The organism is Exiguobacterium sp. H66 (assembly GCF_018618705.1).
Lineage (GTDB): Bacteria > Bacillota > Bacilli > Exiguobacteriales > Exiguobacteriaceae > Exiguobacterium_A > Exiguobacterium_A oxidotolerans.
Map to the genome: position 1 here is coordinate 446,742 of NZ_JACSMQ010000002.1, position 20,829 is coordinate 467,570.

Annotated in this window: 20 protein-coding genes; 5 read left to right on the forward strand and 15 right to left on the reverse strand. The window is 49.9% G+C overall.

The window, feature by feature from the left end; all coding sequences use genetic code 11:
• Positions 1-66: 66 nt before the first annotated feature.
• Positions 67-261 carry a hypothetical protein gene (locus KNP88_RS05530; protein WP_088837867.1) on the reverse strand — a complete coding sequence of 65 codons (195 nt, stop codon included), beginning with the start codon at positions 259-261 and terminating at the stop codon, positions 67-69.
• A gap of 184 nt (positions 262-445) precedes the next feature.
• Between KNP88_RS05530 and KNP88_RS05535 the strand changes: the two genes are divergently transcribed.
• Positions 446-925, forward strand: a complete 480-nt coding sequence (locus tag KNP88_RS05535) for a glutathione peroxidase (protein ID WP_214892712.1) — start codon at positions 446-448, stop codon at positions 923-925.
• A 57-nt stretch (positions 926-982) separates the two neighbouring features.
• On the opposite strand, the gene KNP88_RS05540 is transcribed toward KNP88_RS05535, so the two are convergent.
• A complete protein-coding gene (locus tag KNP88_RS05540; protein ID WP_214804271.1) occupies positions 983-1,552 on the reverse strand; it encodes a hypothetical protein in 570 nt (189 codons plus the stop codon).
• A 102-nt stretch (positions 1,553-1,654) separates the two neighbouring features.
• Complete coding sequence (locus KNP88_RS05545) at positions 1,655-2,719, reverse strand: glycerate kinase (RefSeq protein WP_214892714.1); 1,065 nt, start codon at positions 2,717-2,719, stop codon at positions 1,655-1,657.
• A 136-nt stretch (positions 2,720-2,855) separates the two neighbouring features.
• Here KNP88_RS05545 and KNP88_RS05550 point away from each other — a divergent pair, with 136 nt between their 5' ends.
• Both KNP88_RS05550 and KNP88_RS05555 read left to right on the forward strand, forming a co-directional pair.
• Positions 2,856-3,557 (forward strand): zinc ribbon domain-containing protein, encoded by a 702-nt coding sequence (locus tag KNP88_RS05550; protein WP_088837871.1) that lies wholly within the window; start codon positions 2,856-2,858, stop codon positions 3,555-3,557.
• Positions 3,554-4,192 (forward strand): hypothetical protein, encoded by a 639-nt coding sequence (locus KNP88_RS05555; protein WP_088837872.1) that lies wholly within the window; start codon positions 3,554-3,556, stop codon positions 4,190-4,192. Before KNP88_RS05550 ends, KNP88_RS05555 begins: the two co-directional genes overlap by 4 nt.
• Positions 4,193-4,284: 92 nt before the next feature.
• Here the strand turns inward: KNP88_RS05555 and KNP88_RS05560 are convergent, their stop codons facing one another.
• Positions 4,285-5,184, reverse strand: coding sequence for a Gfo/Idh/MocA family protein (locus tag KNP88_RS05560; RefSeq protein ID WP_214892716.1), 900 nt, complete (start codon positions 5,182-5,184; stop codon positions 4,285-4,287).
• 159 nt (positions 5,185-5,343) lie between these two features.
• On the opposite strand from KNP88_RS05560, the gene KNP88_RS05565 reads away from it, so the two are divergent.
• Both KNP88_RS05565 and KNP88_RS05570 read left to right on the forward strand, forming a co-directional pair.
• The gene (locus KNP88_RS05565) at positions 5,344-6,594 is read left to right on the forward strand and encodes an SH3 domain-containing protein (RefSeq protein ID WP_088837874.1); all 1,251 of its coding nucleotides are present in this window, start codon (positions 5,344-5,346) and stop codon (positions 6,592-6,594) included.
• A 143-nt stretch (positions 6,595-6,737) separates the two neighbouring features.
• A complete protein-coding gene (locus tag KNP88_RS05570; protein ID WP_251132058.1) occupies positions 6,738-7,349 on the forward strand; it encodes an AmiS/UreI family transporter in 612 nt (203 codons plus the stop codon).
• Positions 7,350-8,919: 1,570 nt separating this feature from the next.
• Here KNP88_RS05570 and KNP88_RS05575 read toward each other — a convergent pair.
• Genes KNP88_RS05575 through KNP88_RS05625 form a run of 11 tightly spaced genes read right to left on the reverse strand, consistent with a single transcriptional unit; the run spans position 8,920 to position 20,828 of the window.
• Positions 8,920-9,810, reverse strand: coding sequence for an LCP family glycopolymer transferase (locus KNP88_RS05575; protein WP_214892719.1), 891 nt, complete (start codon positions 9,808-9,810; stop codon positions 8,920-8,922).
• A gap of 28 nt (positions 9,811-9,838) precedes the next feature.
• The gene (locus tag KNP88_RS05580) at positions 9,839-10,582 is read right to left on the reverse strand and encodes a hypothetical protein (protein ID WP_214892847.1); all 744 of its coding nucleotides are present in this window, start codon (positions 10,580-10,582) and stop codon (positions 9,839-9,841) included.
• A 23-nt stretch (positions 10,583-10,605) separates the two neighbouring features.
• Complete coding sequence (locus tag KNP88_RS05585; protein WP_251137132.1) at positions 10,606-11,760, reverse strand: aminotransferase class I/II-fold pyridoxal phosphate-dependent enzyme; 1,155 nt, start codon at positions 11,758-11,760, stop codon at positions 10,606-10,608.
• Complete coding sequence (locus KNP88_RS05590; RefSeq protein ID WP_214892721.1) at positions 11,757-12,824, reverse strand: lipid II:glycine glycyltransferase FemX; 1,068 nt, start codon at positions 12,822-12,824, stop codon at positions 11,757-11,759. The genes KNP88_RS05585 and KNP88_RS05590 overlap by 4 nt, the downstream gene beginning before the upstream one ends.
• A complete protein-coding gene (locus KNP88_RS05595) occupies positions 12,805-13,425 on the reverse strand; it encodes a sugar transferase (RefSeq protein WP_214892723.1) in 621 nt (206 codons plus the stop codon). Before KNP88_RS05595 ends, KNP88_RS05590 begins: the two co-directional genes overlap by 20 nt.
• Positions 13,426-13,440: 15 nt before the next feature.
• Positions 13,441-14,550 carry a glycosyltransferase family 4 protein gene (locus KNP88_RS05600; RefSeq protein ID WP_214892725.1) on the reverse strand — a complete coding sequence of 370 codons (1,110 nt, stop codon included), beginning with the start codon at positions 14,548-14,550 and terminating at the stop codon, positions 13,441-13,443.
• On the reverse strand, positions 14,538-15,881 hold the full coding sequence (locus KNP88_RS05605; RefSeq protein ID WP_251137133.1) for a nucleotide sugar dehydrogenase: 1,344 nt from the start codon (positions 15,879-15,881) through the stop codon (positions 14,538-14,540). Before KNP88_RS05605 ends, KNP88_RS05600 begins: the two co-directional genes overlap by 13 nt.
• Before the next feature lie 12 nt (positions 15,882-15,893).
• Positions 15,894-17,243 carry a phenylacetate--CoA ligase family protein gene (locus tag KNP88_RS05610; protein ID WP_214892728.1) on the reverse strand — a complete coding sequence of 450 codons (1,350 nt, stop codon included), beginning with the start codon at positions 17,241-17,243 and terminating at the stop codon, positions 15,894-15,896.
• On the reverse strand, positions 17,233-18,270 hold the full coding sequence (locus tag KNP88_RS05615; protein ID WP_214892731.1) for an NAD-dependent epimerase: 1,038 nt from the start codon (positions 18,268-18,270) through the stop codon (positions 17,233-17,235). Before KNP88_RS05615 ends, KNP88_RS05610 begins: the two co-directional genes overlap by 11 nt.
• Entirely contained in the window at positions 18,260-19,552 is a 1,293-nt protein-coding gene (locus KNP88_RS05620; RefSeq protein WP_214892734.1) for a hypothetical protein, read from the reverse strand. Before KNP88_RS05620 ends, KNP88_RS05615 begins: the two co-directional genes overlap by 11 nt.
• A 13-nt stretch (positions 19,553-19,565) precedes the next feature.
• Positions 19,566-20,828 (reverse strand): oligosaccharide flippase family protein, encoded by a 1,263-nt coding sequence (locus KNP88_RS05625; RefSeq protein WP_214892736.1) that lies wholly within the window; start codon positions 20,826-20,828, stop codon positions 19,566-19,568.
• Between the last annotated feature and the right edge of the window lies 1 nt (position 20,829).

Below are 20,829 nucleotides of genomic sequence, written 5' to 3' on the forward strand. Positions count from 1 at the left end.
TTGCTTCGCAACAAAAAAACGCTGTTCCCGCAATGACGGGAACAGCGTTTTTTCTTTGACCGATGATTATGATTGCTCATTCATTTTAGCTTGGACCGTCAAAGGAGCTAGCATCGTCACCCACAGGGCAACCACTCCAGAAACAAGAATCACAATATCGCGTTCGAATCCAAGGGTCAACAACGTAATACAACTTGCGACCAGTACGAGACAGAGCGTCGCGATCATGACATGACGCGATTGTTTCAACATTTTTCTCATGTGGCATCTCTCCTTTCCTTCCATACTCGCTTACCATTCTAACAAAGATCAGGCCGCTTGTGGGGCAGTGACACGGGATTGACGACGCTTTGTGACGGAACTGTCATCTGAAAGTTTACGTTTTCGGCGCTTCAGACATTCATTTGGTACACTGTTAGGTAAGACAAGTTAAGGGGGAATTTTTTTGTTACACGAACACTCATTCACACGCGTCGACGGTACGACAGCAACGTTAGACGACTACAAAGGACAAGCTTGGCTGATCGTCAATACCGCCAGTAAATGCGGCTTGACGCCACAATTCGAAGGACTCGAACAGTTGCATCAAACGTATCGCGATCAGGGTCTCGTCGTTCTCGGTTTCCCGTGTAATCAATTTGCCGGGCAGGATCCGGGCACGGATGAAGAAATCCAGGAATTTTGCCAAATCAACTACGGTGTCACGTTCCCGGTCTTCTCAAAAGTCGAAGTCAACGGCGCGCAGACCCATCCCTTATTCGCCGAACTAAAAGCAGCCGCACCAAACGCAGACGGTGTGGACGACGTCGAATGGAACTTCACGAAGTTCCTCGTCACGCGAGATGGTGAAGTGACACGCTTCTCACCGAAGACGAACCCAACTGATTTGACAGCAGCCATCGAACGCTTACTCGTTCGTGTCTGAACACGAAAAGACCACCGGCTGGATTCTTCAGTGAATCTGACCAGTGGTCTTTTCTATTTAAGGTGTGCCCGGTTCAAGGTGTCCTTTAATCATCTCTTCCGCGAGACGTGTCACGTCCTCGATATCACGCATTTCTGTAAACGAATGTCCCCAGACGTCAAGTCGTTCAATTTCTTCAATCGGCTGCGTGCTGAAGCGTTCGCCCGTCGGTTCAAATGAACTGGCGATCGTCGACTCAAACGCGGCATACTTTAATAACCACGGTTTGTCCGTCAACAACTTCACGACCTGCTTCGGTTGTTTGAACGCGACGTCGCCGACCAGTACGACGGGGTCAAATCGCTCATGGAGCGGGTGCGTATATTGGACGGACACGACGAGCGCATGTTGGACGTGCTTGTCATTTTGTCGGATGTACGACCGCGTCAAAAAATGTGGGACAAGTGACTCGGCACTATCTTTTGTCTGATGGATGCTTAAGCCATGCTCGGTCTGTACAAGATCAGGAAGAATCGGTTCGTACCCTCGATTCGCCAACTGCTGGTCCAGCTCTTTAAATAATAATAGTGTATGTTCGACGAGTGCCCGCACTTGACGAAATGACAGTTGAATCGATTGATTGATCATGAATGTGACCTGCCTTCCAAATGATATGGTAATATATAGTCTTTTACCCAGCTTAGACAGGCTTCATTCCTATTCTTTGAAAATCGTGCTAAGATTTCGAATTCACGTATTTAATCGACGCGTGATTTGCTCAGCACGACGAGCGAGACGCAAACGGGATAATTCGCTGTCTAACGTGACGCATTCGTCAGCATCATGAATCGATTCACAGATTAAAGCTGGCGCGTATGGACGTTCGACATGACCAGCAAGTATCACGCATGGTACTAAAGCTTCGTTCGCCCGCTCGGCGACGATTGCGGGTAACTTCCCTAGTGCCGTTTGCGCATCCACTTTCCCTTCCCCTGTCCAGACGTAATCTGCCGCTTCGAGCCGTTGATCAAACTTAATCTGATTCAACAAAAAGAGTGCTCCGGACAAGATATCCGCCCCTAATGCCGCAGCAGCTCCACCTAACCCGCCTGCAGCACCAGCACCTGCGACTTCGTTGACACCGAGTATGTTACCGATTCGTTCGAGATGAACATCGAGCACATCAATCTCTCGCGCCGTCAATCCCTTTTGTGGTCCGAATACTTTCGCTGCCCCATGCTTTCCGGCATAAGCAGCTGTTACATCTGCCAACACGTGAAGTTTAACGGCAAGCTTTGGCAAGATGATTTGTTCCGTCTCGAGTAAAGGGTTGTCCGTCCAAGTAATCGGTTGACTTCGTCCGTCAAGCAACACTGCACCGAGTTCATACAAAAACCCAAGCCCTCCATCCGTCGTCCCTGTCCCACCGAGTGCCAAAAAAATTTCTGTTGCCCCTGCATCCATCGCGCGGAGCACGAGTCGCCCGACGCCTCTCGTATGAAGAGTGATCGGCAAATCGGTTGCTCTGACCTGTCCAAGACCACAAACTCTCGCCACCTCGATGATGGCTTGTTCATTTTTCCTGGTATATTGTGCCCGAATCGGACGACCTGCTAAATCGATTGTTTCTGCTTCTGCTTGAACAAAGCCGTTTGCAAACAGCATCTCAAGTGTTCCTTCTCCTCCATCTGCTCCCGGGCTCCAGTCAATCGTCGCCTCTCGATCCCCTTGTAAAATCCCGTTTTGGACGGCCAACGCTACTTCCTCCGATGTCAAACTGCCTTTGAAACTATCGCTGATGATGAAATGATGCATCCGTTATCCCTCCTGACGTTTTTGATTCAATCGGACATCGTTTTTTGATTCCGCTTCCAGTTAATGTTATTATGGACTTAATTTTCATAATATTTATTTGTTTGAAGAAATTATTTTCTTACAGGAGGTCTGTCGCATGGAACGCTGTTCGCTTTGTGGAACACCTTTAAAATCACAGGATACAGCTTGCTCCCATTGCCAGCATCCTGTGACTGAAAAAAAACGATTACATATGTCATCCACTTCATCGTCACACGTATCAAAGAAACGACATCCTCTGCTTTGGACGATTGCTGTCATGACGGTTTTCGTCATCTCTTTCGGTGCCTGGTCTTGGTTCGGTCCGACGACGGCAACGAAGATCGACAATCCGTCGAACGTCCAACCAATCGCCTTATCTGAATGGACAGATGAGGACAGTGCTTATAATCAAACGTATTCAAAAGAGAATCCACCGACTTCATATGAAGTCCTAAAATTCGTTCGCCAATATACGCAAACAATTCCGGAGCTCGTGACGTACTCCGCAGCAAATGATTCGCTTGAAACGTTTGCTGCGATTCAGTTCACAACGCTTGAGGCATTCCAGTCAGAGTTCGATGCCCTTCGCGCAATCGTCGCCGTAAGCGATCATCCAATCACGCCACTCCCGCATACGATTGATTTCAATCAGTTCCATTCAAAAGGGACGACATTCGAAGTCGAGACGACAGAAACGTATAAGATCGCTACCGTTCCGGAAAATCAGTTCGTGACGTATGACGTTCACTATACGGTTCGTCTGCATACCGACCACCTTCAAATCACGACCATCACGCGAAAGGAGGTCAACACATGAAACGATTGCTCTTATTGGTGCCCTTCTTTTTGATCGGCTGTACATCAGATCCAACAACACAGATTCAAGATGAGCTGGACAACAATCAATATACAAAAGCGGTCGATTTATCAACCGATCAAGACGAGATGAACGAGCCCGCCCGTTTGATGGTGCAGCTCGAACAGGCATTAGCCAGCTATCGTTTGCAGGATGTCGTAACCATCTCAAAAAAAATTGAACAGCTTAATCTTCCGGATGACCATACCGTTCGTGAACGGGCCGTCTCAATCCGTCTCGGTGTCGATGCGTTGTTACAGGACCTGTCGCGCCTCGAAGCGACCTACCGAGTCGATCGCAGTCTGTTGGATACAGGAGTGTCCGAAGAAAAATTTGACGGACAAGGCGACATCGAAATTCGATTCGATGACGAACACTCCCTGATTGCGACCTTCCTCTATGATGACTTCGGCATGAAAGAAGCACCCCGGCAAGGAACAGATGAAATCCGTTTTGAACCAGATTTGACGGCCCGCGTCCCTTTATCAGAAGGTGTCATCTCTTACCGCTTCATCCGCACGACCTTAAAAATCACATATGAAGGCCCCGGCGGAAAACGGATTTATTACTTGAAGCAACTAAAAGATGATGCGTAAACAGACAGATGACAAAATGGGACTATTCCGATAGCTGGAATAGTCCCATTCGTCTGCCAATATAACGCGAACAAGAAATGTCGTGTGATTTTTTATAACTTGGCGACGATTTCCGCACACAATTCATGGGTCGCCAAGCTGTCTTCCGCTGTAACGGACGATGACGGTTCACCATTAACGCTCGCAATAAATGCATCGACCATCTCGACGAATCCGCGCCGCTTGAGTGTCGCTTCCCAGTTGTCAAGCGGACGACGGAGCGTGCCTGCTTTCGTTAATTGATCGACCGACGTCACGTCCGTCGCAATCCGTTTTTCATGTGGTCCCATGACTTCGACACGTTCTTCTGTCACACCATTATTCCGGTTCATGATTCCGATTGCCGTGATCCCGTTCGCTTCGAACTGGATCGTCACGTGATGCAGTAAGTCGTCGACCTTTTTCCCGCGGACACTCAAGTTTTCGATTTTACCGCACCCTGTCAAAAAACGTAACGTATCGACGACATGGACAAAGTCGTCAAAAATGAATGGTTTCGCATCTTCAATGAACGAAATCCGATTTTTTTGCATGACGATTAGATTCGGTTGTTCGACTTCTAATAACGTCCGGTGTGCCGACGCGAAACGTCGATTGAATCCTGTGATGAAGTGTAAGCCTTTCTCCCCTGCTAATCGTGTCAGCTCACGAATTTCCTCGATTTCCATCGAAACGGGCTTATCGATGTAGACATGGATGCCTGCTTCGAGCAGTTGTTTCGCTTGCATCGCGTGCACTTTCGTCGCCGAATGAATCATCGCCACGCCAATGCCTGCTTCCGTTAACTGATCAATCGATGTCAGTGTCCCGGCAAAACGATACGCAGCACACAGTTGCTTCGCCTTGTCTTGATTTTCCGAGACAAGATAAATGTCTAAGTCGGACCGCTCCGCGTAGACCGGTAAGTACGCTTTTTGTGCAATATCCCCAAGACCAATGACTGCAATTTTCATGAATAAATCCCCCTCAGTTCTTTCTGTTCTACTCATTCCCTATGATACGTAGTTTCATACCTGGCGTGTAGAAAATTCTAGTTTTTTGAAAAAAAAGAGAATTTCCTTTTTTTGTTTTATGCTAGAGACATATTTGAACAAGGAGGGAATGAGATTTTTATGAAAGTATCGCTCAGAATTGGACTGACACTGTTACTGCTCGTCGCCCTATGTCTTCCGGCATTACCCGCACAAGCTGCCAGTTACCAGGTCGTCGTCACTTCGACGATCGGGGCGAACGTCCGAACGAAGCCGAGCACGAGTTCATCAGCGACCATCACGCGTCGCGCTCCGTACAAAGCGAAGTTCACAGCAGTCTCGTACTCAAACGGTTGGTACAAAATCAAAGATGGTAGTGCGTACCGTTACCTTTCGAATCAAGTCGCGAAAAAAGTCACGGCAAGTTCGACGAAAACGTATAAAATCATCGTCTACTCGAAGTATGGTGCGAACGTCCGTACGTCACCAAGCACCGCGTCCTCTAAAAATATTAAACGGCTCGCTACATACAACTCGAAGTTTAATGCCGTTTCCTATTCGAATGGTTGGTACAAAGTAAAAGGGAAAGTGAACTATTATTACGTCTCGAGTCAGGTCGCGAAAAAAATCTCGACAAGTGCACCTGCGACTTCAAGTAGTTATCCCGTCGCCTCGATGCGTTATTTCAAACTCGGCTCCTCAAGCTATGAACTGTCAAAAGCCAGTACGACGCGCCGTTATCCGGCAAGCACGACAAAACTGTTGACGGCCCTCGTCGCTTATGACGCCGCTGCCAAAAAAGGAACGCTCGATCAAACGTTCACTTTGACCTACTCTATGCTCGCCGTTCCTGCCGGAAGCAGTACGGCTGGATTCCGTTCGGGTGACAAAGTCACACTCCGTCAACTTTTGAACGGGATGTTGATTCGCTCCGGCAACGACGCTGCAAAAGCCATCGCCATCCGTACGGCAGGTTCTGAATCGAAGTTCGTCTCGTTGATGAACAGTCGTGCCAAAACAATCGGTATGGCGTCAAGTCACTTCATGAATCCGCACGGCTTCTATCATGCGAGTCACTATACGACAGCAGCAGACATGCAAAAACTCGCTAACACGTATGCTGAATACAGTTACTTGATGACCGTCAGTGGCCGAAAATCATACAAAACGACCGTCAAAGGACCATACGCCCGGACGTTGACGTGGTACCATACGAACACGTCGCTTCCAAACGAATCGCGTGTCTATGCGAGTAAGACGGGGTATACACCAGAATCTGCCTATACGCGTGTCTTCTTCATTAAAAAAGGTTCGACGCGCTACGGCCTCGTTACGTTGAAAGGAACACTTCCACAAACTGAAACGACATTACGCGCTGTTTTAAACCGTTAATCGCCCGTCCCCTAGGAGACTTTCTTCGGAAACGCTTCTAGGGGATTTTTTTGTTCCGATTCCCTTTAAAATTTCACTTGCATTGGAAGCGAATTCATCATATGGTTAAAGCACAATCAGACGTCTGACGTCTCAATGGAGGTATGACCGTGGGAAATGTAAGTTTATTATTTGGGGGCGTTGCGCTCTTTTTAAATAGTTTGTCCTTGTTTGGAAAAGTTGATTTAAAGAGTGCCGGTGTCTTCAGTTTGTTGACAGGATTACTACAAACGTTCGTTGCGACGTTGCTCGTCATCGGTGCAGCAGGTGATCCGATCTTGACGTTCGGCTATGCGAGCATTTATTTGTTTGCCTTTACGTATCTGTATGTCGGCATCACGTTCATCTTCGGACTCGACGGGAGCGGCGTCGGCTGGTTTTCCCTGTTCGTCGCCATCGCCGCATTTTTCTATGCCGGCGTCAGCTTTAGCGCAGGCGACTGGATGAGCGGAACGACGTGGTTGTTCTGGACACTCTTATGGTCGATGTTCTTCATCGGAATGGGACTGAACCGCAATGTCGATGCATTGACGGCGCGCGTCGCACTCGTCCTCAGCTGGTTGACGTTGATCGTACCTGCACTCGTCGGACTTCGTTTCGGTACGGCAGGAAGCAGCTACCAACTGTTATGGAGCGCAGCTGCCATCGTGACCGTTCTCTACTTCGTTTACTCGGCCTTGAAATTGTCGCCGCTTCGCCGACCCGTCCAATCATGATGTCCGACACATGATACTACAAAACGCACTGTTCCCTTGACGCTTACAGGGAATAGCGCGTTTTTTGGTTCGTAAGATATCCGCGTTTCTCGTCGCGCGTTCTCTTCCCGAATCATCTCCGAGCGGCAAGCTTTTTGGTTCGTAAGGTATTCGCGTTTTTCGTCGCGCATTCTCTTCCCGAATCGTCTCCGAGCGGCAAGCTTTCGCGCCGCTTCGTTTCACTGCAGGGTCGCTCCTTCTTGCTCTTTCGCTCGAAAGCGATTCGTGTCAGGAAACGCGACGCATCACAGGCTTTCTAGTGTTTCCTTCTATCAGAAAAGCTAAAAAGATTTGCTTCATCGTGACTCCTACGGGAAAAAGCGCAAGGTGACTTGTGCTGTCAGAGGCAGGCGAGACCCTGCACCTTGACCTGTAAGGGAAAGGAGCAACGGCTTGCGCCTCGCCCGAGGAAAGCACGGGAAGTACAGGAATCTTTCGTACCACTTACATTGATCAGCTACGTTTTTGATGCATAAGACATCCCGTTTCGCATCACTCAATCCTTGTGTTTCCTTCTATCAGAAAAGCTAAAAAGATTTGCTTCATCGTGACTCCTACGGGAAAAAGCACAAGGTGACTTGTGCTGTCAGAGGCAGGCGAGACCCTGCCCCTTGACCTGTAAGGGAAAGGGGCAACGGCTTGCGCCTCGCCCGAGGAAAGCACGGGAAGCAAGAATCTTTCGCACCACTTACATCGATCAACTACGTTTTTGATGTATAAGACATCCCATTTCGCATCACTCAATCCTTGGGTTTCCTTCTATCAGAAAAGCTAAAAAGATTCGCTTCATCGTGACTCTTACGGGAAAAAGCACAAGGTGACTTGTGCTGTCAGAGGCAGGCGAGACCCTGCACCTTGACCTGTAAGGGAAAGGGGCAACGGCTTGCGCCTCGCCCGAGGAAAGCACGGGAAGTACAGGAATCTTTCGTACCACTTACATTGATCAGCTACGTTTTTGATGCATAAGACATCCCGTTTCGCATCACTCAATCCTTGTGTTTCCTTCTATCAGAAAAGCTAAAAAGATTTGCTTCATCGTGACTCCTACGGGAAAAAGCACAAGGTGACTTGTGCTGTCAGAGGCAGGCGAGACCCTGCCCCTTGACCTGTAAGGGAAAGGGGCAACGGCTTGCGCCTCGCCCGAGGAAAGCACGGGAAGCAAGAATCTTTCGCACCACTTACATCGATCAACTACGTTTTTGATGTATAAGACATCCCATTTCGCATCACTCAATCCTTGGGTTTCCTTCTATCAGAAAAGCTAAAAAGATTCGCTTCATCGTGACTCTTACGGGAAAAAGCACAAGGTGACTTGTGCTGTCAGAGGCAGGCGAGACCCTGCACCTTGACCTGTAAGGGAAAGGGGCAACGGCTTGCGCCTCACCCGAGGAAAGCACGGGAAGCAAGAATCTTTTGTACCACTTGCATCGATCTACTACGATCTTTCCCGCCACTTAACACCACTTTCCGATTCGGAAGATGTCTTGATCCCAAGCAAAAACCCAGACACCGTTCACTTTAAAACCCCGCTCTATCTCAACGATTGTTGCAAACTCGTTTGCACCTCTTTCAGTGACTCCGCCGTCGGATGCCAGTAATAAATCTGATCCGACTCGATTCCACCACTTCCCTCGAGTGATAACGTCTCGACGTTCTTCAAAGCATCACGGTAGTCTAACGCAATTTTCCGGACGACCGGAAACGGGACGTTCGTCTTGACGTTTTCACCGAGCACGCTGAGTACGTCGTTAAAGCGACTGAGCGAAAAATCTGCCGTCAATTTGTCTGCGACAGCCTGAACGACTTGACGTTGACGGATTTGACGACCGAAGTCTCCTCGAGGATCGTCGTAGCGCATCCGTGCATAGGCCAACGCTTCTTTTCCGTTCAAGTCGAGCTGCCCTACCGGAAACTGCATCTCGTAATACGAAAAATCGATGTCATTCGTAACACGGACACCGTCAACTGCGTCAACAAGATCCGTAAAACCCTCGAGATTGATTTCAGCAAAGTAATCGATTCGGATATCGAGTAGGTTCTCGACCGTATCGATTGCCATTTCAGGCCCCCCGAAAGCATAGGCATGATTGATTTTATCGTGTGAGCCATTTCCGATGATTTCTGTTTTCAAGTCACGAGGTATGCTGAGCATCTTACTTTCCCCACTCGCAGGATCAATCGTTGCGACGATGATCGTATCGCTCCGTCCCGCCTCATCTCCATGCTGGTCGACCCCGAGCAAGAGAAAGGAAATCGTTCGTTCTTGTTCGACCGCTTCAATCGCTTCGACACTTGCCTCGACCGGCAACTGGACGTCTTCGAGCGTCTGACTCGCTTGATGGTAGACATACCCACCTGATCCGAAGAGAACGAGCAGTCCGATGCCAATGACCGTCAAGACAATCCACTTCCATTTTTTCATATCTCCATCCCCTTCGAATCAAGTCGATTTACGAATCTTGTTGGTTCATAAGCACCATGATTGCATTGCTCCAACTCCCGAACAGGGATGTGATGACACCAATACTCGGTACGTCCTGTCCTTCGCTAAAACGTTGGTAGCTCGCAATCGTCAAATGCTCCGTCTCATGTCTGGCTCGCCCTAGCACGAGCAATACTTCCTCTTCCGTCCACCGTTTTCGCGGAAGTTCGATGCCGATGATTTCTAGCGCATTCGTCCATGAACCGTACCGTCGTGCGATTGTCGCTACCGTCGGCCGATTTTTTCCAACCGCCCATTTCGTATAGGCTTGACTCGTTAATGTAGGTAATGCTTCCTGCGCTTCCAGTAAGGATTCGATGATCCGACGCTCCATCTCCTGGACCCGTTCCTTCAAAATGTCTGCTTCTGATAATGCCTGCTGCCACGAGTTGAATTGATGGACGATATCGGTCAAGCTCGGCGCCTGATGCCGTTGCGCCCACTCACGATATGTCGCACTCGTGAATGGTTCGAGTTCCGCTTTCGCCGCTCGTAATGCCTCGATGATGTCGGATTTTGTATAAACCACTCGGATTTGCCCGATTTCAGCGCGTTCTAGCGCGATTTGCCAAGACCCAAATAACATCAGGATTTCCGCGACGGTCGGATACTGGGTATTCAGTTGCCAACGAAAATAGGTATTTGCCGTCAGTTCATTCTTCCCGTTCGCAGCGAGACGGAGTGCTTCGATCGCTTCCTCCATATCGCTCATCACGATGTCTCCCTCCCACACATTCATAGCCGAACGTTGCGTCGAACATCCTCAACAATACCTTGACGAACGGAGCGAATGACGAGTGCTTGTTCCGTAAACGTCATCTGTGAGGCGGACGGCAGACAAAGTCCTTCAGCAAACAAGCGACCGCTGACATCAATCCCGTCACTTGTAATGAACGGGACATCCCGGTAGACCGGTTGCAAGTGCATCGGTTTCCAGACTGGTCGTGACTCGATGTGATCCTGTTGTAAGCGGATGATCAATTGATCCCGTTGTTCCATTCCTCCCGGTAATGTCAGAGCCGTCAACCAGCGATTGGCGCGACTCCCTTCAATCTCTGCTTGGTACTGTGTGGCGTCGAGCATGTCGAAAGCCCGCGTATATCGCTGAAAGATTTTCCGGCGTGCCGCGACGCGGTCTTCGATGACTTCGAGTTGTCCGCGTCCGATGCCGGCTGAGACATTACTCATCCGGTAATTAAACCCGACTTCTGTATGTTCATAATGAAGGACCGGTTGCCTAGCTTGCGTCGAGAGATAAAACGCCCGTTCAATCAAATGCGGATCGTTTGCGACAAGCATTCCGCCACTTGATGTCGTGATGATTTTGTTACCGTTGAATGAATAAATTCCGAACGACCCGAATGTCCCAGTCATTCGACCGTTGATCGTCGAACCGAGTGATTCAGCTGCATCCTCAATCAACGGAACGTCATACTCGGCGCAAATCGCACTCAACTCTTCAATCTTTGCGACGACCCCGTATAAATGGACGACGATGACGGCTTTTGGCAGGCGTCCGCGTGTCGCGGCTTGAATCATGGCTCGCCGGAGTGCCGCGGGTGACATGTTCCACGTCTCCTCTTCCGAATCAATCAGGACAGGACGGGCACCGACGTAACGAATCGGATTGACGGAAGCAACGAACGTCAACGACTGACAGAAAACATCGTCGCCCGTCGTCACACCGAGTGTCGCCAAGGCGAGGTGAATCGCTGCCGTTCCACTACTTGTCGCGAGGGCTGCCTCTGTTTTGGTATATGCGCGCATCCCCGCTTCAAAGGCTTCAACGTTCGGTCCGAGTGGTGCAACCCAGTTCGTTTCGAGTGCTTCCGTGACATAGCGTGCTTCTTGGCCACTGAGATGTGGGATCGATAGTGGGATTTGCTTCATGATGTTTCCTCCCCTCTTGATGACAAGTGACGGATCGGTGTGCGATAGACGGGAAACCACTTACAATCATTCACTGACGGGTACTGCGTTAAAAACGCTCGGTTCAATTGTTCATACGCCACTTCGTCAAGAATCGACGTCCCGATCGAAAAGAACGTATGCGCTCCTCCACTAAAGGAACGTTTATATAATAAAAGGCTGTCTGATGCATCTTGTGAAGTGCCGCCCCCAAGATGCATCGCAACCATACCTTTCTCCTTTGCACGTCGCATCATCTCTGCGAATAACAACTGATTCGGTCGAACCTTTAACTGGCTCGGATCGGACGCCCCGAGGTGATAATGGGCGAAACGACTTCCATATAAGACGATGCACCCGGCGATGATGTGACCATTTAATTCTGCAACCAATACTTCAGCGTCGAGTGTTCCTGATAACAGCTGTTTAAAGTATTCATCCGTAAAGTAATACCGTGGTGCTGCCTCGTGCTTATCCATCGTCAGGCGATAGAGGTGTTTGAATTTCTCGTACTCGGCCGGTGCGGCGACACGGATCGTGACGCCTTCCCGGATTGCTTTTCGTACATTGCGCCGTGTCATTTTTGAAAAGCCACCGAGAATCGCTTCATATGAATCCGTCAGCTCCACCGTCACGGTCGATTGGAGTCGCTGCGTCGAACGGCACCAATGCTTTCCCATTTCGACGTTTTGCAAGAGCGGATGGAACCGAATCGTTTCGGTGATGATCTGTTCCGCACGACAATAGTCGAGAAAATGTTGACGGACTTCGCGGATTTGATCGAGTGACCAAAGCCCAACGAAAATCGGTCCCCCGTATCCGTAGGGTGTCGTGATGTCGTGATATGACGTTCCATCGATTGGTCGTTTCAAGTAAGGATAAATCAATGTCCCGAATTCCGTCGGATAGAAGAACATCTCCGGGGTGCCTACTTCTTCAAGTGCGAAGTAGGCATGTTCGTAATAACAATCGAGGTGATACTGACTGACGAGTGCGTCCCATTCGGTCGGATCATGGATGAGTCGTTCATCGCTTAACGACATCATGGGGAACACCTCCGTCAAGTCCTTTGAACTCGCCCATCCCCGTCTGATGTTCCGTCGAGTTCCCTTCTGAGGAGACGACGATTTTTACTGTCTTCAAAAGAATATAGAGATCGAGACGAAACGTCTGATGCGCCGCATACCATTGGTCTTGTTCGAGCCGTTCTTGCCACGTCGTCGCGTTCCGTCCATGAATTTGTGCCCAACCGGTTAGTCCAGGCAACACATCATGCCGCGTCATCTGCTCTTTCGAATAGTGGTTCAAGTAACTGACGAGGAGCGGACGCGGTCCGACGAAACTCATCTGACCGCGGACGATATTGAAGAATTGTGGGATTTCATCCAGGCTGAGCCGCCGAATCCATTCCATCGCGTGCGGGATCCGTTGTTCGTCTGGGAGTAAGAGGCCATCCGCATCCGTCTCGTTCGACATCGTCCGGAATTTATAAATTTTAAATAACTGTCCGTGATAACCAGGACGAACTTGATTGAAGAAAATCGGTCGACCGAGCTTCGTGTAAATGAACAAGGCGACGAACAGGTAAACGGGGAGTAAGATGAGAATCGCGACTAGGCTGATTGTGAAATCGAATGTCCGTTTCATGATGACTTCCTCCTTTTACATAGTCGAAAAGAGATCGAGTTGTCGTTTAATGACATCAGCTTCGTTAAAATGTTTCATTGCCCGTTCGAATCCGGCCCGGCCCATCTCTGACGCCTGTTGCGGGTGTTTGACAAGATCGGTCATTCTTGCTGCCAACTGCGTTTCATCATGGACGTCGACCAAATAACCGGTCGTCCCGTCGATGACTTCTTCCCGACATCCTCGGATGTTCGTTGCGATGACGGGTTTCGCCGTCGCCATCGCCTCGATGATTGAGCGCGGGACCCCTTCTCGGTGCGATGGCAGGACGAAGGCATCGACTTGTTGTAAAAGTCGTGGCACATCTTCAACGAACCCTAGATACTCGATATTCGGAATCTCGCGTAGACGTTCGAGGAAACGATGTTTCGTCGTTTGATCCCGTTCGCTCTCCATCATTTCACCGGCGATGATCAAGCGGACAGCCGGGTCTTGCGACACGACGTTTTCAAAAGCATTCAGGAGTTCGAGCACACCTTTTTCCTCGACGATCCGTCCGATGAACAGGAAGGTGAAAGCTTCGTTTCCTTGCCGCGCCTGTGGATAGAATCGGGTCAAATCGATGCCGTTCCCTAAATGCATCAATCGTTTCGTCGCCTTAAAACGTTTTCGGTTTGCCAGTTCATAGTCTTCCCCGCTTTGGAGCAGGAGGTAGTCCGTCGCGAAACGGGCGAGCCATTTTTCGACGGAATAGGTCAATTGATACGTCACCCGTCCCATCTTTTCATGAAAGTAAAAGCCGTGTGCCGTATAGACGATATGCTTCGTCCCCGCTCGTTTCGCCGCGACCCGTCCGAGCGCTGCCGCGACAGGAGTGTGGACATGGACGGCGTCATAGCGACCCGCCTTCAAAATGTGAACGATCGAGCGGATTGTTTTCCAATTACTCGTCCAGTCAATTTTCCGTTCAATCGGAATGTCATGCATCGTAAAACCTTGTGCTGCCAGCTTGTCGGAGGCTCCCGTGTCGGCACAAGCAATCCCGACATCGTGCCCTGCGTCGCGCAGCGCGAGCAGTAACGGTTGCAGCATCGTTTCAGCTGTCGTATCAAGCGCGCAAACTTGGAGAATTCTTAAAGACGCCATAAGTGCACCCCTTCCGGTTTTTCAGCTGGTGCGAGCATCCCTTTGATGTCGACGACGACACCACGCCCCACTTTGAGTAAGTGTTTCGCGAGTAGCCAGTTTCCTTCGACGTACTCTTCATGACTGACGGCGAAGATGACGACGTCGGCTGGTTTAAGCTCTGTCATGTCGAGCAGGTTGATTCCGTATTCGCGTTTCGCTTCATCTTTTTCGACAAGGCGATCGGTCACTTGGACTTCGATTCCGAATTCTTCAATCTCCTTGATTAAGTTCGCGACTTTCGAATTTCGGATGTCACTGACGTTTTCCTTGAATGAAAGACCGAGGACCGTGACGCGTGCGCCGAGGACCGGCATGTTTTGTTTAATTAGATTTTTGACGAGTGACGTCGCGATGAAGCGCCCCATCGTATCGTTGATGCGTCGTCCGGCAAGGATGACTTCCGGATGATATCCGAGCGATTCCGCCTTCATCGTCAAGTAGAAGGGATCGACCCCGATGCAGTGTCCTCCGACGAGTCCTGGTCGAAACGGAAGGAAGTTCCACTTCGTCCCTGCCGCTTCGAGGACCTCGAGCGTATCGATGTCCATCCGGTCGAAGATGATGGCGAGTTCGTTCATCAAGGCGATGTTTAAGTCACGCTGCGTATTTTCGATGATTTTTGCCGCTTCTGCGACTTTGATCGATGATGCCCGGTGGACACCGGCCTCGACGACGGCTTCGTACACTTCTGCGACAACATCGAGCGTTTTTTTATCCTGTGCTGAAACGATTTTTTTTATCGTCTTGAACGTATGTTCATGATCACCGGGATTGATCCGTTCCGGTGAGTAACCGACGAAGAAGTCGACGCCTGCTTGAAGACCCGAAGATTCCTCAAGGACCGGGATACAATCTTCTTCCGTCGCCCCCGGATAGACAGTCGACTCGTAGACGACGATGTCGCCTTTATTCAGCTGGCGTCCGACAAGTTGTGACGCCCGTAAGAGCGGCGTCAAGTCCGGTTGATTTTGCGCATTAATCGGTGTCGGTACGGCGACGATGATGAAGTCACTCGCTTGAAGTGCTGCTGCATCCGTTACATAATTGACGTCCGCATTTTTTAAAGTGAACGGTGTCAGTTCGAGCGTCGCATCGACCCCTTCACGTAATTCATTGATCCGTTGTTCTTTGATGTCAAAACCGACGACACCAGTCTTTTCACCGAAGGCGATGGCGACCGGGAGACCGACGTAGCCGAGGCCGACGACGGCAATCGAACGGTTGGCGATGGGAAGTGATCGTGTTTCGGCTGCTGTCGTATCTGTGATGTGTTTGACTGCCTTATTCATGATGGATTCCTCCTATTTCATCGACTGTTTGACGATCAATGTTTTTCCATTCGGTTCTTGTTTGACTTGTTCGACGGGCTCGAGCGTAATCAACATATCCGGTCCAAGCAATTTGCGCATCTCGTTCAATAAAATCTTTTCATGTTTCGGTTGGAAACGCTGATTGTCCGGAATGTAACGCAGTGTGACACGATTGAGTGCGTATTGTTCGACTTGAAGTCGTAAGACCGAGTTTGGTAATTCGCGGGCAATCGTCGTGATATCACCTTCAAAGACCTTGCCCCGCTTCTCACTGACGATGAAACTCGTCCCCCGTCCGTCAATCGAGGCGATGACCGGTCCGTTCAATCCACATCCACACGTCTCATGACTGAGGGTCATGCGGTCACCAATCCGGTAACGGATCAGCGGGGTCCCCCGTGTCGTAAAACACGTCACGACGACTTCACCATCCGGTCCGTATGGTTCGATGATGCCGGTCTCATGGTGCAGGTGCAGCTTCCGGTGCGTACATTCAGAAATGATCGGAGCGCCTTCTGACGAACCGTATTGATCGAAGACCGGTGCGACGAATGCCTCCTCGAGAATCGATCGCATTTCTTCTGTCACCGTTTCTGACGTCGGGAAGATGGCAACGATTTTAAAGTCGAGTTGAATCTTATTTTTTAGTAAATAACGGGCGATTTCGACCATCGCCGTCGGTGTCCCGTCTAATGCGACTGGTCGGAAACGATTCAATTCCTCGATATAGGCGGGAAAGTTTTCTTCTTTCATATGAAAAATCGAGAGCAGCAATTGATTGAGCGGACGATTCATCCGCCAAAAGATCGGCTTTTTCTGATCGACTGCCGTCAAGGTCCGTCCTGTGAAACTCGCCCGTGGCATCCCGCCGTAAAACCCATGCTGTTCCTTAAAGTAATCGAGATGTGCCATTCGTTCTTGAATGTCCTCGCGCATGAAAGCAACCTGGAGTGACTTCCCGCTCGTCCCGCCCGTCCGCCCCCGGACCGGCGCGTCGACTTCTGACATGAATTCGTCGTTTTGCTGCCGTAACGTTTCTTTTTCAAGGACCGGAATCAGCGCCAACTGATCGAGTGACGTCAGCGGAAGTTTCATGTCGAGCTGTCGAAACAGCTCCCGGTAGTACGGGGTATGCTGTTGCACGAACAAGAGAAACGCATTCAAACGTTCAAGTTGTTCGACGCGATAGTCAAGCGACCGGTCTTTTTCACGTAATTGCATCAGTTTTTGTTCATAACGGGCCCCGTACCGCTCATGCATCAGCTTTTTGCCGTAAATGGATGTCAAAATATTCTGAATAAATATCGGAGACTTATAATAAAGGTCTTCCTTAAGCGCCATCTTGGACCTCCTCCTTCAGCTGGTAATGGCTTTCATACCAATCGATGAATGCATTGACGCCAGCTTCGACCGTCGTCCGTGGCCGGTAACCGATCGTCTCGAATAACGACGTGACGTCAGCGAAGCTTTCCGGGACGTCTCCTGCCTGGAGTGGCATACCATGTTTGATCGCCGTCTTCCCGAGACGCCGTTCGATCAAGGCGACGAATTCGTTCAGGCGGATCGGACTGTGACTGCCGATGTTGAAGACCCGGTATGGAACGAAGCTCCGGTCTGGCTGTGGCGCTGCTTTATCAAAGGACGGATCAGCGACCGGCTCTGTCTGTAACAACCGATAGATGCTCTCAATGATGTCGTCGACATAGGTGAAGTCGCGTCCCATCTCACCGTAGTTGTATAAATCAATCGGTTGACCGTTCGCGATCGCTTCCGTGAATTTGAACAACGCCATATCCGGGCGTCCCCACGGACCATAGACGCTGAAGAATCGAAGCCCCGTCGTTTTGATGCCGTATAGACTGCTGTAGGTGTGGGCCATCAATTCGTTCGCTTTTTTGGAAGCGGCATAGAGACTGAGCGGATGGTCGACGGCGTCCGTAACAACGAACGGCATCTTCGTGTTCGAGCCGTAAACGGAACTGGAAGAAGCATAGACAAGTTGTTCGACCGGATGATGGCGACAGGCTTCGAGAATCGACAGGAAGCCGACGATGTTCGATGTGATATAGACGTCCGGTCGATCGATGCTGTAGCGGACACCCGCTTGTGCTGCGAGATGAAGCACGAGATCAATCTGTTCCTTCGCGAAGATGGCGTCGACGGCTGCTGTATCCTCGAGCGATACACGATAAAAGGTATAGCGTCTCGGATCGAGTTCGACTAAGCGCGCCTCTTTCAACGCCGGGTCGTAGTAATCGTTGACTTCGTCAAGTCCGATGACACGGTACCCTTCCGCTAAAAATCGACGAGCGGCATGAAACCCGATAAACCCTGCGATACCGGTGATTAAAATCGTTTTATTCTGCACGTTGTTCGACCTCCTCAAAGTGGTGAAGCGCCTGGTAGCGAATATAATGAATCGATGTGTAGACGATCAGGAGCATCGGAAACAATTTGTAGCGGTGACGGATTGCCGTTCCGACGTTTCCTGTCCCAAGACCAAAGATGAGTGCATTGACGATGAAGAGGAGCAACATGAACAATAAAACAGCAGCGTAAGGATGGTGTTTCAAATAGCGGAAGTGCCGGATTGTCAGTGCGAACAGCAGGAGATAAACGGCGGCATCGAAGAAGAAGATGGCGATGTTCGTCACACTGGACCATTGCCACGGGAACGGTGAGAAGAGGAAATAAATCATCCGAAGCGGTGAATAGAGAATCATGTCAAGTGGTCCCGTGACAGTCAACCCGTTCAAGTAAGCCGATCCACCACGGTCATAACTCATCCCGCTAAACAATTGACCGTTTTCCGAGACGTGTGTGAATTTTGCGAACAAGACATCCTGAAAACTGTAGACGATGAAGCCGACGATCAGGACTTGCATGACCAACCGCTGTACTTTGGAAGCTTCGAAATCCATCCGACCGGTCGCATAATTATAAAAGGAGAAATAAACCAATAAGACGACGATTCCAATCGCGAGACCGGAATGGAAAATCGTACTGACGAAGTAAGCGAGGTAGGCCAGTGCCAAGGAAGCACCCGACTTATCAATCGTCCAGCGCACCATGTAATAGAGCGTATAGACAATACCGAGTGCGACGAGTTGATCGCGTAACAGGATCGGCGAAAGCAGCAATCCTTGGGCGAAGAAGGCAAATAACAGCGTCGACAGAAACACGACTCGCATCGGCAGACCGAGCAGCCGAAGCGTTTTCGCGAGAATGACGACGGCGACGACGCCGAGGATGACGTTAAAGTATTGTGCCAAGATCCGTTCAGGTCCGAATGCAAGATAGAAGATGCCGAGGAACTTCGAGTAACTCCCGCGAACGACTTCGTTGAACATCGCTGGATCAAGATAGATTTGCAGCCCTTCGAGATGGAACGCCTCCGTATCATCCCCACTGTGTGGCGGGAGCCGAAACAGCTCAAAATCGACGAACATCAACCCGAGACGCACGATGAAGGCGGTGACGAAGACGAGAAATAATGGCGTCGTCTCCGAGTTTTTGAGCAAATACCAGAGCATCAAGATGGAATTGCCGACTAGCATCAACGTGATATAACTTTCCGGTGTCGAAAAGAGCGGCCGCAACAGTTGACTGAGCAATGCTTCGATGATCAGTAGAATGAGGATTGGCCACATCTTTTTCCCTCCTTTAGCTACTTTGTTCAATCGCGAGCGGCAAGTTCCGCGGATAGAGCGCCCGGTAGAGCGCTGGCACCAACAAGACGATTTGCGTGACGGCGCATAACGCATAAGCTGTCGTCGCACCGTATAACCCATACAGTGGAATCAAGAAACTGCAGGCAATCAGATTGACGGCGACACTTCCGAAAATCGCAAGCGTCTGGATACGAAATTGCTGGAATCCCGTTAGTAACGCTTGGATGACGGTCGAATTATAGAAAAAGAGCGAAGCGACCATCATCAAGACGAAAATCGTATGGTACTGCACGAATGAAGCATTGTAGAAAATCGTCAACCCCCATTTTCCGAAGAAGATGGCCCCGATGATCAACAGGACACCGACCGCGTTTGTCATCAGCAGCATCGAGCGTGTCAGCTTCCGGAGTGCCGGAAGGCTTTGTCGTTCGCCCGTCTCTGACGAAAAATTCGGTAAGAGCACGGCGACGAGCGAGTGGATGAACAAGCTACCTAAAACGAGTAAGTAAGCGATACTCGCGTAGTAACCGAGTTCTTCCGTCCCAATTGTTTGACCGACGAAGAGACGCGGGATGTTGGCATTCAAGGCAACGAGTAAGGCAACAAATCCGAGCGGGACGGCCTTGAAAAACAATTGCCGGCCCGTTTGGTAGCGATCGCTCATCGTGATATTTTCAAACCCTTGTCCAATCCGGCAGACGGTCGGTAAATCGTAGATGATCAGCATGATTAAGTTCCCAGCAATCATCGCGAGGACGAATCCGTGAATCGAATGGGTCGTAAAGAGGATCAAGGCTGCACCCGAGACGTTAATCAGACTTCTGAAAATCTTCGATAACGCGACTTCTTTGAACGCCATGTGTCCTTGGAGGAAGCCGTACGAGAGATCGGCGAACGATTCCATGTATTTATTGAGATAAACGAGTAACGTCAACAGTAAGATATCCGCTTCACCGAAGAAATAATAGACGATCAGTAAGACGAACACGCCGAGCGTCAAGAGGAAGAACCGTGTTTTGATGAAAAGGGTGAAGTTCTTCAGCCCGGCCCGTTCCGCCGTCAAAATCGTGCTGGCATTGAGCCAACAAAACATGACGATCGGGGCCGTCAAGGCGAGAGCGTAATTGAAATAACCGATGTTGAGTGGCGTGCTCCATTTGATTAAGAGCGTCAAAATCATCCATTGGTGTAAGGAATAGGCCGTATCGGCAATGAAGATCAAGTTAAAGCGTGATAACTGCCGCGGTGCTTTCATT

Bases quoted from the DNA above. Each gene is read 5' to 3' on its own strand.
- KNP88_RS05530 (WP_088837867.1), bottom strand. From the start codon at position 261: ATGAGAAAAATGTTGAAACAATCGCGTCATGTCATGATCGCGACGCTC.
- KNP88_RS05540 (WP_214804271.1), bottom strand. From the start codon at position 1,552: ATGATCAATCAATCGATTCAACTGTCATTTCGTCAAGTGCGGGCACTC.
- KNP88_RS05545 (WP_214892714.1), bottom strand. From the start codon at position 2,719: ATGCATCATTTCATCATCAGCGATAGTTTCAAAGGCAGTTTGACATCG.
- KNP88_RS05550 (WP_088837871.1), top strand. From the start codon at position 2,856: ATGGAACGCTGTTCGCTTTGTGGAACACCTTTAAAATCACAGGATACA.
- KNP88_RS05555 (WP_088837872.1), top strand. From the start codon at position 3,554: ATGAAACGATTGCTCTTATTGGTGCCCTTCTTTTTGATCGGCTGTACA.
- KNP88_RS05560 (WP_214892716.1), bottom strand. From the start codon at position 5,184: ATGAAAATTGCAGTCATTGGTCTTGGGGATATTGCACAAAAAGCGTAC.
- KNP88_RS05565 (WP_088837874.1), top strand. From the start codon at position 5,344: ATGAAAGTATCGCTCAGAATTGGACTGACACTGTTACTGCTCGTCGCC.
- KNP88_RS05570 (WP_251132058.1), top strand. From the start codon at position 6,738: ATGACCGTGGGAAATGTAAGTTTATTATTTGGGGGCGTTGCGCTCTTT.
- KNP88_RS05575 (WP_214892719.1), bottom strand. From the start codon at position 9,810: ATGAAAAAATGGAAGTGGATTGTCTTGACGGTCATTGGCATCGGACTG.
- KNP88_RS05580 (WP_214892847.1), bottom strand. From the start codon at position 10,582: ATGAGCGATATGGAGGAAGCGATCGAAGCACTCCGTCTCGCTGCGAAC.
- KNP88_RS05585 (WP_251137132.1), bottom strand. From the start codon at position 11,760: ATGAAGCAAATCCCACTATCGATCCCACATCTCAGTGGCCAAGAAGCA.
- KNP88_RS05590 (WP_214892721.1), bottom strand. From the start codon at position 12,824: ATGATGTCGTTAAGCGATGAACGACTCATCCATGATCCGACCGAATGG.
- KNP88_RS05595 (WP_214892723.1), bottom strand. From the start codon at position 13,425: ATGAAACGGACATTCGATTTCACAATCAGCCTAGTCGCGATTCTCATC.
- KNP88_RS05600 (WP_214892725.1), bottom strand. From the start codon at position 14,550: ATGGCGTCTTTAAGAATTCTCCAAGTTTGCGCGCTTGATACGACAGCT.
- KNP88_RS05605 (WP_251137133.1), bottom strand. From the start codon at position 15,881: ATGAATAAGGCAGTCAAACACATCACAGATACGACAGCAGCCGAAACA.
- KNP88_RS05610 (WP_214892728.1), bottom strand. From the start codon at position 17,243: ATGGCGCTTAAGGAAGACCTTTATTATAAGTCTCCGATATTTATTCAG.
- KNP88_RS05620 (WP_214892734.1), bottom strand. From the start codon at position 19,552: ATGTGGCCAATCCTCATTCTACTGATCATCGAAGCATTGCTCAGTCAA.
- KNP88_RS05625 (WP_214892736.1), bottom strand. From the start codon at position 20,828: ATGAAAGCACCGCGGCAGTTATCACGCTTTAACTTGATCTTCATTGCC.